Raw genomic sequence first — 14,895 nt, 5'->3', positions numbered from 1 at the left:
GCGGGGTCCGTCAGGACAGTCCCAGTTCCTTGTCCAGCACCGAGAACAACTCGTCGTCGGAGGTGAGCACCTGGCCGCTCTCCGGGGTGGCGTCGTCCGGCAGGTCCGACCTGGCGTCCCGGGCGCGCCGCAGGGCCGCCTCCAGCCGGGTGGTGATTCTGGCGTGGGCCTCGTCCGTCGCGTCGAGCTCCGCCAACCCGGCCTCCAGCCGGTCGAGTTCGGCGAGCAGCGGGACGGCGGGGTCGGCGTGCTCGGGGCGCAGCCCCTCGTCGAGCAGTTCGACGATGGCCAGGGGGGTCGGGTGGTCGAAGACCAGGGTCGGCGGCAGGGCGAGCCCGGTGTCGGCGTTGAGGGCGTTGCGCAGTTCGACGGCGCCGAGCGAGGTGAGCCCCAGCTCGTTGACGGCGCGGTCCGCCGGCACCGTGTCGACGCCGGCGTGCCCCAGCACGCGGGCGATATGGCCGCGCACCTGCTCCAGCAGGAAACGCCCGCGCTCCGCCTCGGTCAGGCCCGCGAGCCGCCGCGCCCAGGTCGCGCCGCCTGGCGCGGTCCGACGGACGGGGACCAGCCCGCCGAAGAGCGCGGGCAGCGATCCCGTCTCGGCGCGGGACCGCAGCGCCGCCAGGTCGAACCGGACGGGCAGCGTCACGGGCGGCCGGCCGGGCGCGGTCGCCGCGTCCAGCAGCGCGAGGCCCTCGTCCGGGGTGAGCGGGGGCAGGCCGGAGCCGTGCAGGCGACGCGCCTCGGCCTCGTCCAGCCGGTCGGCCATGCCGCCGACATCCGTCCAGGGCCCCCAGCCGAGGGAGAGGGCCGGCAGGCCAAGGGCGGCGCGGTGGTGGGCGAGCGCGTCCAACCAGGCGTTGCCGGCCGCGTAGTTGCCCTGGCCCGCGCCGCCGATGGTGCCGGCGACGGAGGAGAACAGCACAAAGACGGAGAGGTCCTGGTCGCGGGTGAGTTGGTGCAGGTGCCAGGCGGCGTCCACCTTGGGCCGCAGCACCGCGTCCAGCCGCTCTGGCGTCAACTCGGCGATCAGCGCGTCGTCGACCACGCCGGCGGCGTGCACCACCGCGCCGAGGGGGCGGCCGGCCAGCAGCGCCGCGAGGGCGTCCCGGTCGGCGACATCGCAGGCCGCCACCTCGACCGTGGCGCCGAGGGCGGTCAGCTCGGCGACCAGTTCGGCGGCGCCGGGCGCCTCCTGGCCCCGGCGGCTGGTCAGCAGCAGGTTCCGGACGCCGTGCTCGGCGGCCAGATGCCGGGCGACGAGCGCGCCAAGACCGTTCAGCCCGCCGGTGACCAGCACCGTCCGGTCGGTGTCCCAGGCGGGGGCGAACGTCTCGGCCGCCGGGACCCGGGCCAGCCTCGGCACCAGGGGGCGGCCGTCGCGCACGGCCACCTCGGGCTCGTCGACACGCAGCGCCGACTCGGGCGGTTCGGCGTCCGGGGCGGCGTCGGCGGGCAGGTCGACCAGCGCGAACCGGCCCGGATGCTCGCCCTCGGCGGAGCGCACCAGGCCCCGCACGGCGGCATGCCCGAGATCGGCGCCATCGGTCGCGCCACGGGTGACGACCACCAGCCGGGAGGAGGCGGACCGTTCGTCGGTTGACCAGTTCCGGAGAACGGCGAGCACCTGCCGGGTGAGCGCGCGGAAGCCCTCGGCCGTCGGGTCCGCCGGCGGTGGGCAGATATAGACCTCCTGAGGGCCGGACTCGGCGGCCTCGGGCGCTGGCACCCAATCGACACGGAAGAGCGACTCCCGGCCGCCGGTGTGGGCGCGGATCTCCTCGGCCGGGACGGGCCTGCGTTCGGCGGACTCCAGCGCCAGGGCGGGGTGGCCCTCGGCGTCGACGGCGACGGAGGCACCGCGCCAGCGGTGCGCGAGCGTCGGCTCGCCGTCGGCCGACGGGCCTGCCGCGCGGGCGGCGGCGTCGAGCAGGGCGGCGTAGGAGGCGGCGTCGCGGGCCCATCCCGGCGTGCCGGTGGGCGGCGGCCCCTGTGCGAGCACACCGGTCGCGAGCCTGGCCCAGGGGGCGTGTTCGGCGCCTCGCGCGTGGACGCTGAACGCGCCATCGGTGCCGGCCCGTACGCGAAGCGTGTGCGTCTCGCCGGCGTCGGTGAGGACCAGCGGCGCCTGGATGTCGAGCGTCTCGACCCGGCCGGTGCCGGTGAACTCGGCTGCCAGCAGGGCCAGTTCGAGGAAGACCTGGCCTGGCACCAGCATGGAGTCGTGGTCGGCGAGCCAGGGGTGGGAGTCGAGGGAGACCCGCCCGGTGAACACCGTCCCGCCGTCCTCAGGGAGTTCGATCCTGGCGGTGAGCAACGGATGGTCGACGGCGTCCACGCCGGCCGCCGCCCTGGGCGGTTCGCTCGCCCAGTAACGCTGGCGTTGGAAGGGGTAGGTGGGCAACGGGACCCGGCGGGCGCCGGTGCCTTCGAAGACGGCGGACCAGTCGACGTTCACGCCGGTGGTGAAGAGCCGGGCCAGGCCGGTGAAGAGGCTCTCGACCTCGGACCGGTCGCGGCGCAGCGTCGCGGCGGCCGTGGCGTTCTCCCCCGCCATGCTGGTGAGCACCGCGTCCGGGCCGACCTCCAGAAACCTCGACACACCCTCGGCCTGGAGGAACGCGAGGTCGTCGGCGAACCGCACCGGCTCGCGCACATGCCGCACCCAGTAGTCGGCCGACGCCATCTCCTTGGCCAGACGGATGGTGGGCGGGTGGTAGGCGACGGACTCCGCGACCTTGCGGAAGTCGTCGAGCATCGGCTCCATCAACGGCGAGTGGAAGGCGTGCGACACCTTCAACCGCCGCGTCCTTCGCCCCTCGAATCGTGCGACCAGGGCTTCGACCGCGTCCTCGGCGCCCGAAATGACCACGGACACAGGCCCGTTGACCGCCGCCAACGACACCCGCTCACCGTCCAGATGCGGCGCGACCTCCACCTCCGCCGCCTCAACGGCGACCATCGCGCCACCCGACGGCAACGCCTGCATCAACCGCCCACGAGCACCCACCAGCCGCGCCGCGTCCGCCAAATCGAAGACCCCCGCCACATGCGCGGCGGCGAACTCACCAATCGAATGCCCCACCAACACCCCAGGCCGCACCCCCCACGACTCCAACAACCGGAACAACGCCACCTCAACGGCGAAGATCGCCGGCTGAGCCAACTCCGTCCGGTTCAGCACCTCCTCGTCGTCACCCCACACGGCCTCCCGCAGACCATCGTCAAACGCCCCACACACCTCATCGAAAGCAGCCGCGAACACCGGAAACGCCCCATACAACTCCCGCCCCATCCCCAGCCGTTGACTCCCCTGACCCGTGAAGAGAAACCCCAGCCCACCCTCACTCGCCACACCCCGCACCGTCTCCCCACCCACCACCACCGCACGATGCTCCAACACCGCCCGACCCACCACCGCCGAGAACCCCACATCCAACGCATCCCCATCCACCGCCCCGAACCGATCCAGCTGCTCCGCCAAGGCTTCGCCGGTCCTGGCGGACAGGACCAGCGGCACCACCGGCAACTCCCGCCGCTCCACCACCACTTCAGCAACCGCCGGCGCCTCCTCGACGATCACATGCGCATTGGTGCCGCTCATGCCGAAGGAGGAGATGCCGGCGCGGCGCGGGCGGCCCTCGTTGGGCCACTTCCGCTCCTCCGTCAGCAGCCGGACCTCGCCTTCGGACCAGTCCACCTGGGGCGATGGCTCGTCCGCGTGCAGGGTCCTGGGCAGCACGCCGTGCCGCATCGCCTCCACCATCTTGATCACGCCGGCCACCCCCGCAGCCGCCTGGGTGTGGCCGATATTCGACTTGATCGACCCCAGCCACAGCGGCCGGTCCGCCTCCCGTTCCCGTCCATAGGTGGCGAGCAGGGCCTGCGCCTCGATCGGATCGCCGAGCGTCGTCCCCGTGCCGTGCCCCTCCACCGCGTCCACCTCACCGGCCGACAACCCGGCACTCGCCAACGCCGCCCGAATCACCCGCTGTTGGGAGGGACCGTTGGGCGCCGTCAGCCCGTTCGACGCACCGTCCTGATTCACCGCCGAACCGCGCACCACCGCCAGCACCTGATGCCCGTTGCGGCGCGCGTCGGAGAGGCGTTCGAGGAGCAGCACCCCGACGCCCTCGGAGCAGCCGACTCCGTCGGCGGCGGCGCCGAACGACTTGCAGCGGCCGTCCAGCGCCAGGCCGCGCTGCTCGCTGAAGTAGACGAACATCTCGGGCGTCGCCATCACGGTGACGCCGCCGGCCAGCGCCAGCGAGCACTCCCCCGAGCGCAGCGCCTGGATCGCCCAGTGCAGCGCCACCAGCGACGACGAACAGGCCGTGTCCAGCGTCACCGCCGGCCCCTCAAGCCCAAGCGCGTAGGCCACCCGCCCGGAGACGATGCTGCCGCCGTTGCTGCCCCCGACGTAGTCGTGGTACATCACGCCGGCGAACACCCCGGTCCCGCTGCCCTTCAGCGTGGTCGGATCGATCCCCGCCCGCTCCAGCACCTCCCAGGACACCTCAAGCAACAGCCGCTGCTGCGGGTCGGTCTCGGCGGCCTCGCGGGGGCTGATGCCGAAGAAGTCCGCGTCGAACTCGCCCGCGTCGTGCAGGAACCCGCCCTCGCGGGCGGCCGTCTTCCCCGGCTTGCCCGGCTCCGGGTCGTAGCGGTCGGCGGTGTCCCAACCCCGGTCGGTGGGGAAGGGCGTCACCGCGTCGACCCCCTCGTCGACCAGCCGCCACAGATCCTCGGGCGAGGCCACGCCACCCGGGTAGCGGCACGCGGTCGCGACGATGGCGATCGGCTCCAGGGCGCGCTGTTCGACCTCGGCGAGGCGCCGGCGGGCGGCGCGCAGGTCCGTGGTCGCACGCTTGAGGTAGTCGAGAAGCTTCTCCTGATTGCCCACCACAGCCACTCCGGGTAGCGAAGGGTTCCGCACTCTGCGACGTGCGCTTGCGTCGAATCTAGAAAGGGCCGGTGAGGCCCCCCAACCCCTTCTCGCCCCTAACGTGTCGGGGCCGGCCACTTCGTCGGGAGGGGGAAGAGGGATCAGACCGCCTCGTAGCTGACGTCCTGCGCCGCCTCAAGGAGTTGCTCGCGGTTTCTGATGCCCATCTTGCGGTAGACGCGGGTCAGGTGCTGTTCCACGGTGCTGACGGTGATGAACAGCCGGTCGGCGATATCGCGGTTGGCGTAGCCCTGGGTGGCGAGCAGGGCCACGCGTCGTTCGGAGTCGCTGAGTTGACCGAAGGAGTCGCCGGCCCCGCGATCGCCGCGCGGCGCGTCCCCGTCGCCTCGGGCGCCGAGGCCGCGGGGCGCGGGGGACGGCAACAGCGCCTGGCACATGGACTTCGCCTGGCAGCTCTTGGCGAGCCGCCACGCTCTGCGGGCGGTCAACCTGGCCTGCGCCTTCTCGCCCAACCGCTGGTAGGCGCGGCTGAGATCGGCCAGCACGGCCGCCGCCTCATAGCGCGCGCCGCAGTTCTCCAGCAGACGGAACGCGTCCTGGAGGAGCGGAGGTTGTTTGGCGTTCGGCTGGACGAGGGCCCAGCCGTGCAGGGCCATTCCGCGTGATCGGGCCAGCCCGATGTCGGGCGTGGCGAGCTGCTGCTCGACGAGGCGGGCCGCGCGGTCCTGGTCGCCGAGCTGCTGCCAGGCCTCGGCCTCCCCCAGCCGCCAGGGGGCCAGCGCGGGGGTGTCGAGCTTCCAGCGTCGCAGCAGCGCGCCGCACCCGCGGAAGTCGTAGAGCGCCATGTAGGTGTTGCGGGTGGCGAGGTGGTGGCGACCGCGTGCGTAGAGGTACTGCGCGCCGGCGCGGGTGTAGAAGAGCTCGGGGGGCGGTTCGGCCATCAGGCAGCGCGCGGCGGCCTGGTGGTTGCCCATCGCGGTGTGGGCCTCCACGAGCGTCGCCAACGCGAGGGCGGCCGTGACGTTCCAACGCGGTCCGGAGAGCCGGGTGTAGGCGGACTCGCCGCGTCGTACGGCGTCGCCGAGCATGCCTCGGCGCAGGGAGATGAGCGCGCCGACGCCGTCGAGCATGGCCCGCCAGATGGGGGCGTAGTCCGATCCGGCGTCCTGCACCAGCCGGTCGTACCACTCGGCCGCCGCCTCCAGCCGTTCGGCCAGGCAGAGCGTCAGCAGGGCCGCTGGTAAGCCCCGGATGTTCCAGGGCGAGCGGGACCTGCTGACCTGGAGCACCTGTTCGGCCAGGGCGATCGCGTACTCGTCGGCGCCTCGTTCCAGGACGAGGGCCAGGGCGTGGCGGGCGCGCAGCTCGGAGCTTGAGGTCGCGGAGGCGGTGGGCGGGGGAAGCGGGCGGCGCAGCCGGTCGTTGATCCCGGGGAACTCGGACGCGATGAGGAGGCGGGTGCTGTGCAGAGCGGTCACCGCGTCGCCCGGACTGTCGTTGAGGTGGTCGATCGCCTGGAGCGCCTCGTCGAACTCCAGGTGGAACAGCATGCCGTCGGCGATGCGCAGCGCCTCCGGGCCCTTCAGCGTGCCGTTGAGGATGGAGTCCTTGAGCGCGAGGAAGTGCTGGGCCGAGTCGGCGGGTCTCAACTGCCACTGTCCCGAGGCGTACTGGGCCTTCACCGAGACGCGTTGGGTCTCGTCCGTGCAGCATTCGCGGGCCAGCTCCAGGCAGCGGATGCCCTGGGTCACATCGCCGTAGGCGAGGGCGTGCCGGGCGGCCTCCCGCAGCACCGGGAGCACCCAGTCCTCGCGGAGCGTGCCGACGTTGAGCAGATGCGCGGCGACGGCCTGCGGCGGTGCGCCGCCGTCGTGCAGCAGCCTGGCGGCGCGGTGGCGGAGGGTCGTGGCCTCGTCGGGCGGCATCTCGCCGATGACGGACTGCCGCACGCCGGCGCGGCGGTAGGTGGTGCCGTCCAGCACCCCGATGCTGGTGAGCAGCCTGAGGTAACGTTCCACCAACTCGGCGTCGATGCCGCTCAGTCGGCTGATCAGCAGCGGGGTCGCGGCTTCGCCCAGCAGGGCGGCGCACCGGGCGAGGCGGACGGCGCGGGGGCCGAGCCGGTGCAGGCAGCCGAGGACCGCCTCATGGAAGACATGGCCGGTCGGCAGCCCCTCGTCCGGCATCGCGCCGACGATGAAGTCGGCGGTGGGTCTGACGCGTTGCTCCTCGACCAGGGCCGTGGCGAGCAGCGGGTTGCCAGCGGTCAGCGAGTGCACCTCGTCGACGAACCGGTCGGACGGCTCGAACGAGGTGCGGTCGGCGGTCAGTTCCCTGATGCCCTCGCGGGTGAATGGGCCGAGGTAGTAGCGCTTGGCACCCGTCCGGTACAGCAGGTCGTGCAGCACGCGGGGCGGTTGCTCGTCGACGGAGACACCGTGCGTGAACACCAGGGCGAGCGGCAGCCGCACCAGGTGCTGCGCCAGATAGCTCAGGCAGAGCAGGGTGGCCGCGTCGGTGTACTGGATGTCGTCCACCGTGATCAACAGCCGCCGCCTGGCGGACAGTTCGGCGATGATCCGGTGCGCTCTCCGGGCGACGGTTCTGGGGTCGTCCCCCGGCTCGGGTGGTTCGGTGCCCGGTATGTGCAGGTCGAACGCGTGGAAGAGCTGGGTCAGCGCCCCGTAGGGAACGTAGCGCTCGTGGGGTGAACTCACCACGCCGAGCACCGCGCCGCCGGTCGAGACGGTCCGCTCCGCCAGTGTGTTGAGCACCGTGGTCTTGCCCGTCGCGGTCGAACCGCTGATCGCGACGATGGCGCCGTTTCCTCGCGCGGACCACGTCACCAGCTCATCGAGTTCCTCAAGAATCCTTGCTCGCTCCACCAGCACTGAAGCTCTTCCCCCTGTCGGCGTCTCTCACGAAACCGGGCCGTTTTGAGGGATGGCCCGACGGTCACAGGCTCATCATTCCGGATGTCCGCACGAATTTCATCGGCAACTATCCAGTGGAAGAGTATTCCGCGCCATCGGGGAGGGCACCCCCTACGGCCCCCTAGCCATATCGGGGTAAGCGTCGCTCGGCCGGGCCGGGGAACGGGGACCGCGCGTGTTCCCGCAGCACGTGCGGCCCGTCCGGGGAATCCCGGGCGGGCGAAGGCGGGTTGTGCTACGGCCGGAGTCCGAGCCGGCCGGGAGAAAGGCCGGAAAGAGCGGGGTAATGCGGCGCCACCGGTCGTACCCGAACTCCGTGGCCCCGAGGGGCGACACCCCGTCACCCCAGCTCAGCGGCGCCTTCTGGGCGGGGGACGCCATGGCGGCGCGGCGGCGACCCGCGGCCGGGACGTGAAAGCCCTTGGCGCCGTCGCCGATTGTCCCGGGATGGTACCGGGCGACATCGACGGCTGTTCATCGAAAGCACTCCGCTGGCTATCGGGGCGATAGACACTATTCGCGGCGGCGAGGGGGTGAGAATTGGGCGGCACACTTCCGACTCTCCGGAGTCATATGCCGTTTGACTGTGCTCATCGCACCGTTTACTCCCACCCGACTTCGCGACCCCTGACCGTTGCATCGCTCATGTCGTCCGCTTCCGATTCCTCCTCCAGCCGCACTTCTCATGACCCTTCCCGCTACCGCCGTGCTCGGCGGCCGGGCCCGCCGACCGCCCGGTCGTCAACGCCGGCCAGGATGGCGACATCTCACCGGACCTGGCTCCTTTCGCGTGGACGCGGAGCGGCACCCGAGGGCTCGACCGAGGCCGGGGAGCGACGCCTGGAATGGCCCGTGGTGACGGGAAGCGCCAAGGCGGGATGGTGCTGCACCCCGAATCGGGTTCGACCGTAGCCGCACGGACACGGCCCGCACCACCCCGCCCCACTGGGGGGAGCGCGCACGGCGCGGGGCCGCGCTACCGGCACTCGGCCGACGACCGCCCCGGGCGCGTCCGACCCCGGCCCGTACGCGTTCGCGAAGCCCGCACTCCTTCTTTCACCTCGGTGAATCCGGCGTCGGTCGCGACTGCGACGGGCACCGGGGAGACGTCCAGCCGATCACACCACCACCTGTGCACGCAGGTTCGCCGGAGAAGAGGGCATGCCCGTTTCGGCCTGTCCGGTCCCGATCGGCCGCCCGAATCGGGCACGGGCCCCACCACGCCTCACCTCCACCACGCGGGGCGGCCACGGGGCGGCGACGCACCACTCCGCGATGCCGCAGGTCAGGGCGGTGGACGGGAACTCACACCCCGTCACATTGTGAGACAGATCACACCACGCGCTCTTCTCGGGCCCCCGCTCGTCGTGATCTGGAAACGCGGCCGTAACCCGCCGTCACCCCGCTCAACACCGGCGGGGCGACGGAGCGGCGCGGTGGGTCAGGGGCGCGTGGCGGCGCGTTCGCGTACCACCGTCGCGAAGTTCGCCACCAGACGCCGAGCCGCGCGGGCGGAGTCCGGCTCGCGCCGCTCGGCCTCGGCGTGCAGGGCGCTCAGGTCGAGACCGTCCTCGGCGAGCGCCGCCGCGTTCCAGTGCGCCAGCCGGGCGGCACCGACCTCCGGATGGAACTGCACACCCCAGGCGCTCGCGCCCAGGCGGAACGCCTGCACCGGGCAGAGCGGGCTCGCCGCCAGATGGACCGCCCCAGCCGGGAGCGCGGTGATCTGGTCCCGATGGTTCTGGATCACGGGGAAGACCGCCGGCAGCGCGCGCAGCAGCGGGTCGCCGCCGGCCTCGGGGCGCCTGGTGACCTGATGGGAGCCGCGCTCGGGCGTGCCATGGTCGCCCTCGACGGTGCCGCCGTGGGCGGCGGCCAACAGCTGGGCGCCCAGGCAGATGCCGAGCAGCGGGACGCCGCCGGCCACGGCCCGGCGGGCGAGCCGCCGCTCGCCGGCGAGCCAGGGGCGCCCGGCGTCGTCGTCGGGCAGGAAACCACCGCCGAGCAGCACCACGCCCTCGTAGCCGTCGGGAGTGTCCGGCGCCTCGGGACCCTCGACCTCGGCGAGGTCGAGCCCCTCCTCGGGAAGCCAGTTCAACAGCCGCCCACCCCCGCTGCGTTCCTCGTTGCGGACCATCAGCACGCGAGGCGCGGAAACAGTCTGCGGGGCCACCGGCCCACCGCCCTTCCGGGATGTTCGTCGGTTCGGATCGAGGCACCCTAGTGCACGTCGTCGGGCGCGGGGGCCCGAACTCCCCGCCGACGCCCGGCCGGACGCGTCCGGCCGTCGGGCGGCCAGGCGAATCCGCACTATACGATCGTGGGATGCCTTCCCCTGACGCGGCGGACCCGCGCCTGGCGGGACCGCGCCGGGAGGTATCCCGGTCGGTCGTGTGGACGCGCCGTCTCACCATCCCCGCCCTGCTGCTCGCCGCGGCGAACCTGCGGCCCACGGTCACCAGCCTCGGCCCGGTGCTGGAGGAGACGCGCGCCGGCCTCGGCATGAGCGCGGGCGTCGCGGGGCTGCTCACCGCCATGCCCGCCGCCTGTTTCGCGCTGGTCGGCTTCGCCGCCCCGCTGCTGGCCCGGCGCCGGGGCCCGGATCCGGTGGTGCTGGCGGGCATGCTCCTCCTGGTGGTGGGCCTCGCGCTGCGTCCGCTCGCCACCCACAGCGCGGTGTTCATCGCGCTCAGCGTGGTCGCGCTGGCGGGGATCGCCGTGACCAACGTGCTGCTGCCGGTCGTCGTCAAGGAACGGTTCCCGCACCGCGTCGGTACGATGACCGGCGCCTACTCGATGGCGCTCAACGTCGGCGCCTCGTCCGCCGCCGCCGTCACCGTCCCGCTGGCCGACGGCTTCGGCGACTGGCGCGTCGGGCTGGCCTCCTGGGCGGTGCTGGCCGTCGTCGCCCTGCCGCCCTGGCTGGTGCTGGCCCGCGACCGCGCCGCCACGGCCGGCGGTCCGCCGCCCGCGACGGACGCCGCGCCGGTTCGGCGCACGCGGCTGAGCCGCGACTCGACGGCCTGGGCGCTGGCCGTCTACTTCGGTCTCCAGGCCACCGCCGCCTATGTGATCATCGGCTGGCTCCCCCAGATCTTCCGGGACGCCGGCCTGTCCGCCGAGAGCGCGGGACTGCTCTTCGCGCTCACCTCGGTGCTCGGCATCCCGCTCTCGTACGCGCTGGGCACCGTCGCCGGCCGGCTGTCGGGGCAGGGCGGCATCGCCGTGGTGCTCGGGCTCTTCGGGCTGGCCGGCTACGCCGGGCTCTGGGCGGCCCCGGCGACCGCGCCCTGGCTGTGGGCCTGCCTGCTGGGCGTCGCCAACTGCTCGTTCCCGCTCGCCCTCACCATGATCGCGCTGCGCGGCCGGGACGGCGCGACGGTCGTCCGGCTGTCCGCCTTCACCCAGGGCATGGGCTATCTCCTGTCGATCCCCGGGCCGCTCCTGGTGGGCGTGCTCTACGGTCACAGTGGCGAGTGGCGGGTGCCGCTGATGTGCATGGCGCTGCTGATGCTGTGCCAGATAGCGGCCGGGCTGCTCGCCGGCCGCGACCGGCAGATCGACTAGAAGGGCCGGGCGGCCGGCCCCGTCCACCGTCCCACCCGCCACGGCGGAAACACTCAGGGGGTGCCCGAGCGTTGCGAGAGCACGCGGACGTGGGGGCAGCCCACGACGACGAAAAGGGAGACACCATGGCGAAGCTGCACGACATCCCGCTGCGGACGCTCGAAGGGGAGGACAGCTCGCTCGACGCGTTCAGGGGCCGGCTGCTCCTGGTGGTCAACGTGGCGTCGCGCTGCGGGTTGACGCCGCAGTACGCCGGGCTGGAGAAGCTGCAACAGCGGTACGCGGACCGGGGTTTCAGCGTGCTCGGCTTCCCCTGCAACCAGTTCGCCGGCCAGGAGCCGGGATCGGCCGAGGAGATCCGCACGTTCTGCTCCGCGACCTACGGGGTGACGTTCCCGATGTTCGAGCGGATCGAGGTGAACGGCGCGGGCCGGCATCCGCTCTACGCGGAGCTGACCGCCACCGCCGACGCCTCGGGCGAGGCCGGCGACGTCCAGTGGAACTTCGAGAAGTTCCTGGTCGCCCCGGACGGCGAGACGGTGGAGCGGTTCCGGCCGCGCACCGAGCCGGAGGGCGACGAGCTGGTGGCGGCCATCGAGGCGCGCCTCCCCGGCTGAGCCGCCGAGCCCCGCGTGCCGCCCGTTGGCCGGCGGCGCGCGGGGCCGGTCCCCTGGTCAGCAGTAGAGGTTGCCGCCGGGGTCGACGCCGAGGATGCCGGTGAACCGGTGGAAGGTGTCCACCCGGCTCTGCACCTGGCCCGGGTTGCCGCCGTTGCACTCGATCGAGCCGTTGATGGCGCGGATGGTCTCGCCGAAGCCGACCTGGTTGACGATCGCGTTGTGCGCGGTCATGGTGCCGGGACCGGTCTGGGTGTTCCAGTACCAGAGCGCGGTGCGCCAGGCGATGGCCGAGTCGTTCTGCACCAGCCACGGGTTGCCCAGCAGGTCGATGCCGAGGGCGTCGCCCGCGGCCTTGTAGTTGAAGTTCCAGCTCAGCTGGATCGGGCCCCGCCCGTAGTAGGCGTCCTGGCCGGCGGGGCAGCCATAGGGCTGGCTCCAGTCGCAGTAGTGCGGGTAGTTGTCGGTGTTCTGCTCCACCACGTGCACCAGGCCGCCGGTCTCATGGCTGACGTTGGCGAGGAAGGCGGCGGCCTCACGGCGGGCGATGGTCTCGCCGCCGGCGTTGGCGAAGTCCGGGTAGGAGCTGAGCGCCTGGGTGAGGCCCTGATACGTGTAGAAGGGGTTCCGGTTCGGGAACATCTGGTTGAACTGGGCCTCGGAGACGACAAACGCGTTGGCCGACGGGTTCTCGGCGGCGACCGGGGCGGTGGCCGTCGCCGAAGCGGCGGGGAGCACGTTCGCCAGTCCGGCCAGCATCATGGCGACGGCCAGGAGACCGACGGTGCGGAGCGTACGCCGCCACCTTTTAAGCATGACCATGTCAATCCTTTCCCTGGGGTGATGCGGAGTCACGCGGGGGGAACCAAGAGTGATTGAAGAAGTGCGGCGACGGGGTGTCAAGGGTTTGGTCTGTACCAATCACGGGCGGCGGCGGGCACCCGGCCGGCGCGTGGCGCGGCTGTCGGTCACCCCGGTCGGCGCCGACGGCGCCCCGCGGTTCTCCCACCGCTGGTGGGCCGGGCGCGTTGCCGATGACCGTACGGGCGACCCGGCGGGCCCACCCGGGTACGGGCGGGCCCGCCGGGCCAACGGCCGCCCCTCCGCCCGTCGTTGGCGCGGCGGGCTGATCGGCCGCGATCAGAGGTAGCTCAGAGGTAGTTCAGAGGTAGGGCTGGGTGATCATCTCGATGTAGTGCCCCGCCGGGTCCAGGAAGTAGACGCCGCGTCCGCCGTGTCCGGTGTTGGTCTCGCCGGGACGCGTCCGCTGGGGATCGGCCCAGTGGGCGATCTCCCGCTCCCGGATGCGGGCGTAGCTGCGTGCGAACTGCGCGTCGTCCACGAGGAAGGCGTAGTGCTGCGGCTGGATCTCCTCGACCGGCGGCTCGGCGAACTGGAGCAACACTCCGGCGTCGAGCAGGAGGTTGGTGAACGGGCCCCAGGAGGGCGCGTCCGCCAACTCGAACAACTCCCGGAAGAAACGGGCGGACTCCTCCCGGTCACGGCAGGCGACGATGGTGTGGTTGAAGGCGGCGGGCATGCGGAGACTCCCTCGGTGCTCGGAGTGGGGTGGGTGGTGTGTGGGCGGGCGCGGGCCCGGTCAGCCCGTGACGGCGTCGACGCGGAGGAACGCGCCGACCAGTTCGTCGAGGCGGCGCGGCGAGTCCTCGCCGGGGTGGTGGCGACGCGGTACGGAGCGGGGGGCGAGACAGTGGGCGCGCGGTTCGCGGACGGGCGCGCCGTCGAGGGCACCATCGGCACCGGCGGGCCCGTCGAGGCGCTCGCGCGACTCCGCGAGGCGCTCACCGGGCCGGATATGTACGTTGACCCACTGGTCGCCGAACGCCGTCAGGCGTCCGTGGGATGTCGTCACGATCATCCTGTGTGCTTCGGCGCCTCCATGCCCACGACGGTCTCTTGGCCGGGTGCACGCGACGCTGACCGCATTTCTAACCAACGCCGCGCCGCGTTGTCAATCGCGCACCGGCCACCGCCCGATCAGGCGACGGATGCCACCAGCGCGCGGGCCCGCTCCCTGGCCAGGACGATCGGCGCGGTCGAGCCGCTGAACTTGGAGCCGGCGAGGGCCCCGTCGTAGAGCAGCTCCACCACGGCGGCCCGCTCCTCCGGATCCGGCACCCCCGCGGCGCGCAGCTCGCCCGTGAGCATCTCGCGCAGCCAGGCCCGGTGCCGGGCGACCGAACGGGCCACCGGATGCCCGGGGTCGGGGAACTCGGTGGCCGCATTCAGATAGAGACAGCCCCGATACCCCCGCCCGGGGGCGCCGCGCTCGGCCAGGTCGAAGAGCGTCAGCAGGCGGTCCACCGGCCCGTCGACCCGGTCGGCCGCGCCGCTCCAGGCGGCCCGGTCCAGCGCGTCGCGCCGGTCCAGATAGGCCACCACGAGGCCGTCCTTGGAGCCGTACGCGTGGTACAGGCTGGCCCGCGCGACCTCCGCCTCGGCGATCAGGCGCTCGATGCCGACCGCTCGGATGCCCTCCAGCAGGAACAGCCGCTCGGCGGCGGCCATCAGGCGTTCCGCCGGCAGGCCCCGGCCGGGGCGTCGGGACACGGAGGAGGACGCGTGCGGCGTCGGTGGGGAGACCATGGGGCAAGAATAGATGCAGACCGATCGGTCTATCTGTTAGAGTCCCCGGCATGACGCACTCGACGCTGGTCCGACGCCTGCACGTCGACCTTCAGCGTGTGCAGAGCGCCACCTGTCGCCCGGGCGTCGCCCGGCGCTGATCCGCGCGCCCGTCCTCACCGGCCGCGCCCGCGCGCCCACTTCAGGCCACCGCGCCGATCTCTCACACCCTCGCCCGACCCGCCACGCCATGCCCCCGTTCGCTCCCGCACGGGGGACCGTCGCG

At 72.7% G+C, this 14,895-nt stretch carries 9 protein-coding genes and 1 pseudogene; 3 read left to right on the top strand and 7 right to left on the bottom strand.

The genetic code is table 11. From position 1 onward, the window contains the following. Window positions 1-10 precede the first annotated feature (10 nt). From K4G22_RS29805 to K4G22_RS29795, 3 genes and pseudogenes are all read right to left on the bottom strand, one after another. A pseudogene (locus K4G22_RS29805) lies at window positions 11-4,861 on the bottom strand (type I polyketide synthase); the annotation flags it as partial. A gap of 185 nt (window positions 4,862-5,046) precedes the next feature. Then, complete coding sequence (locus tag K4G22_RS29800; protein WP_228083575.1) at window positions 5,047-7,797, bottom strand: LuxR C-terminal-related transcriptional regulator; 2,751 nt, start codon at window positions 7,795-7,797, stop codon at window positions 5,047-5,049. Window positions 7,798-9,280: 1,483 nt separating this feature from the next. Beyond that, the gene (locus K4G22_RS29795) at window positions 9,281-10,012 is read right to left on the bottom strand and encodes a type 1 glutamine amidotransferase (RefSeq protein ID WP_228083574.1); all 732 of its coding nucleotides are present in this window, start codon (window positions 10,010-10,012) and stop codon (window positions 9,281-9,283) included. Between the two features lie 152 nt (window positions 10,013-10,164). Between K4G22_RS29795 and K4G22_RS29790 the strand changes: the two genes are divergently transcribed. Next, entirely contained in the window at window positions 10,165-11,406 is a 1,242-nt protein-coding gene (locus tag K4G22_RS29790) for a CynX/NimT family MFS transporter (RefSeq protein WP_228083573.1), read from the top strand. Between the two features lie 125 nt (window positions 11,407-11,531). Next, the gene (locus tag K4G22_RS29785) at window positions 11,532-12,023 is read left to right on the top strand and encodes a glutathione peroxidase (protein WP_228083572.1); all 492 of its coding nucleotides are present in this window, start codon (window positions 11,532-11,534) and stop codon (window positions 12,021-12,023) included. A gap of 57 nt (window positions 12,024-12,080) precedes the next feature. Here K4G22_RS29785 and K4G22_RS29780 read toward each other — a convergent pair whose 3' ends face one another. The 4 genes from K4G22_RS29780 to K4G22_RS29765 all read right to left on the bottom strand — a co-directional run bounded on the left by K4G22_RS29780 (window position 12,081) and on the right by K4G22_RS29765 (window position 14,630). Then, window positions 12,081-12,839, bottom strand: coding sequence for a chitinase (locus K4G22_RS29780; protein ID WP_228083571.1), 759 nt, complete (start codon window positions 12,837-12,839; stop codon window positions 12,081-12,083). A gap of 346 nt (window positions 12,840-13,185) precedes the next feature. After that, window positions 13,186-13,563: a VOC family protein gene (locus K4G22_RS29775; RefSeq protein ID WP_228083570.1), complete on the bottom strand. Its 378-nt coding sequence runs from the start codon at window positions 13,561-13,563 to the stop codon at window positions 13,186-13,188. Between the two features lie 60 nt (window positions 13,564-13,623). Continuing rightward, window positions 13,624-13,902: a hypothetical protein gene (locus tag K4G22_RS29770; protein WP_228083569.1), complete on the bottom strand. Its 279-nt coding sequence runs from the start codon at window positions 13,900-13,902 to the stop codon at window positions 13,624-13,626. Between the two features lie 119 nt (window positions 13,903-14,021). Beyond that, window positions 14,022-14,630 carry a TetR/AcrR family transcriptional regulator gene (locus tag K4G22_RS29765; protein ID WP_228083568.1) on the bottom strand — a complete coding sequence of 203 codons (609 nt, stop codon included), beginning with the start codon at window positions 14,628-14,630 and terminating at the stop codon, window positions 14,022-14,024. A gap of 50 nt (window positions 14,631-14,680) precedes the next feature. On the opposite strand from K4G22_RS29765, the gene K4G22_RS31880 reads away from it, so the two are divergent. Then, window positions 14,681-14,770, top strand: coding sequence for a putative leader peptide (locus K4G22_RS31880; RefSeq protein ID WP_322785148.1), 90 nt, complete (start codon window positions 14,681-14,683; stop codon window positions 14,768-14,770). The last annotated feature ends 125 nt before the right edge of the window (window positions 14,771-14,895 follow it).

Origin of the sequence: Streptomyces profundus, assembly GCF_020740535.1 — a bacterium.
Lineage (GTDB): Bacteria > Actinomycetota > Actinomycetes > Streptomycetales > Streptomycetaceae > Streptomyces > Streptomyces profundus.
Note: the sequence above shows the minus strand (reverse complement) of the source record. Positions and strands in the feature narration are given on the sequence as shown.